This is a genomic window from Rhodohalobacter sp., from assembly GCF_041686455.1.
GTDB lineage: Bacteria > Bacteroidota > Rhodothermia > Balneolales > Balneolaceae > Rhodohalobacter.
Genome location: NZ_JAWLDW010000208.1, coordinates 1 through 2,757 on the forward strand (window position 1 = coordinate 1; position 2,757 = coordinate 2,757).

1 protein-coding gene is annotated in these 2,757 nt (G+C 45.0%); it reads left to right on the forward strand.

The genetic code is table 11. The features are described from left to right. The first annotated feature begins 1,374 nt into the window (after positions 1–1,374). The gene (locus ACESM0_RS13610) at positions 1,375–2,247 is read left to right on the forward strand and encodes a hypothetical protein (RefSeq protein WP_372906748.1); all 873 of its coding nucleotides are present in this window, start codon (positions 1,375–1,377) and stop codon (positions 2,245–2,247) included. Positions 2,248–2,757: the final 510 nt, after the last annotated feature.

Below are 2,757 nucleotides of genomic sequence, written 5' to 3' on the forward strand. Positions count from 1 at the left end.
GGCGGAGAGTGCATGGAGAGATCTTCCCGTGACCGGCTACGATCGGGAAAAACGCTGCAATACTTTTGGCGGGGTACATTTTTTAAGAGAAACTGTTTTATTCGTTGAAATCACTACCTATTAAATTACTATCAAACAACTTTTATCAACTATGATTAAATATTACCCATATATCAGGCACACATTGTCAATCAGATTTGATGCAGATAGGGTATTCGTCGTATATTATAATTGTTATTCAAAAATCAAAGCCCACCTAATGAATAACACTCCAAAAAACTACTTCGAGGAATTGTTGTATCTGATTGACGATGTTGCCTCCGATCTCCCTCGTCCGAACCCTGCTCTGCGGACATGATGTCAGGAAGCTGCGCTACATTTGCATTCATTACCAGAATCGATTTTGGATAGGATGTTATATTGGTAAAGCCATTCAGATCACAACCTCCTCAATTCTGATTTGCACTCCAAACCAAGCTCTCTGTTCGGCGAGGGAGATGTGTGTCTTTGTTTACCCCGGGTTAAAACCCAGCCTGTCCCGACGTATTTGGTCGGGAGGGCTATTGGTGTTTCACCTCTATGAGGTTGTTCATTTTTTTGATAAGTAGATTAAAACCGGCCTTGAGAAATCAGCGGAGAAAAGTGAGAAGACGGGAGGCGAAAAGAAAAACTCACCAGCCCCCAACAGACTCTGAAATTGGAATAAAGGTTTAACAGGCCTTGATTTTTTGGTTCGTTTTGTACCTGTCCGACTATCGGCGGATCAATACAAAATGAACAGGAGATGTGTTTGAAAATGAGATTTTAAAACACTTCCTCAATTCTGATTTGCACTCCAAACCACGCACTCTGTTCGGCGGGGGATGTGCGGATCTGTTATCCCTGGGTTAAAACCGAGCCTGTTTCGATGTATTCAGTCGGGAGTGTTATCATGAAGTGGAGCAATGAGACGAGGAAAAAGTTTTTGAATGACGAATATCGAATTTCGATTTGTGAAGTGTGTTGTGAAATGCAGGTGGGGATTTGAACTGCGATTGACAGAACGGCAAACGACCGATTTGCGAATAATGGCTAACTCAATGAATAAATGGCGTAGCCATGAAACAGATCATAGCCCATCAATTTATTGATGGATTAAGTGGTAACCACCAATAATCCGCCGAATAGAGAGAGTTATTTGAAATATTTGGTTTTATTGAGGCGGTCCCGTTCGAAATGAGTTTAAGATCTTTATGCAGCAAAGCTCCGGACGAGGGGAATTTGGCAGACGAGCGTTCTGTATTTCTAAGGGCTCAAGTGCGGCCACTCCCGGAATGAATGGGGGTGTGTTGCTGTTCAAATGCCATGGTAAATCATACGAAGCTGTATCAACTATTGGGCAGTAGCCGGGTGAAAGAGAAAGCGGAACAGTGGACCGTGTACCTCTCCTTTATCCTCTTCTTTGCCCATCTCGGGCTGATCGCCCTGCGCAATACCTTCCCAGATATCGCCATCCTTCAACCGCTCAGCTCCAACTACCTCTCGGCACTCTACACGCCATTCAGCATCATCCTGGTCTACGAGGTGTACCTGCTGATCCTAGCCCTGCCGCTCTCCTTTACCAACTCGGTGCAAAAGCAGTATGAAATTATCTCGCTGATTGTCATCCGCAACGTGTTCAAGGATATCTCGCTGTTTGATGATTTCGACCAGCTGGCCGAGCAGATGGATGTGATATTGCAGCTGGCCTCCGATTTGGGCAGCGGACTGCTTCTCTTTTTCCTGGTGGGCGTGTTTCATCACATCAGCCTGAAGCGGAAAAGCATGAGCTTTCTCAGCGAAGAGCAGATTCAGCGGTTTGTAAACCTGAAGGAGAGGGTATCGGTAACTCTGCTGTTTATTTTTATCCTTCTCACCGCAGTCTCTGTATGGAATTTCGGGGAGGAAGTGTACCGGCTGCTGGTGTTTGATGAGGAGTTTACGCTGGACCTGAGCGTGATCTTTTTCATCGAGTTCTACACGATCATGATCTTCAGCGATGTTTTCATCTTTATCGCGTCGTTCATGTTCAGCCAGACCTACTCGAGACTGCTTCGCAATGCGGGGTTTGTCAGCAGTACGGTGATTCTCCGGATTTCCCTGTCGGCCGATCCTCAATACAGCGGATGGATCGCGGCAGTGGCCCTGATCACCGGTATTCTATCGCAGCTGATCTACGTCTATTTCACATCTTTAGAGTCCCGCAAAGAAGATGAGAAAGAAGCTTGAGATGAGTAACACCGGTTGGAATTGCACCAGAATAGTAGATCATCTGTTTTGTAGCTTTCCATTCTAGAGTACAGATGACAGATAAAAACAGTCATTGAAATGACAATAACCTTCTATTACCTTAGATTACTTATAGATTAACAAACCATTCTGAAGTAGATTTGATCCGGATAGAATATTCCTCGTATATTGAAAATGTTATACAAAAAATCATAGCTCATCTAATGTATAGCACTTAACAAAACTAGTCATGAGACTTTTGTATCTGATCGATAAGGTTACCTCCAATTTCCATCGTCTCGGAGAACAGTTCCTCGTCCGGAATCCTGCTCCACAAACAACAACAAAGGACAGCTCCGCTGCCTGAAACCTCCGGTCGAAACCTTGTGTAACGGGTCGCCTGCCCAGTTGAACGTTGGTTGCTCGAGGGCCCCATTTGGTGTTGTGAGAAGGAGTAAAGGAGATGTCTCGACTTCGGCCTGAAAAACAGGCCTCCGCTCGACATGACAG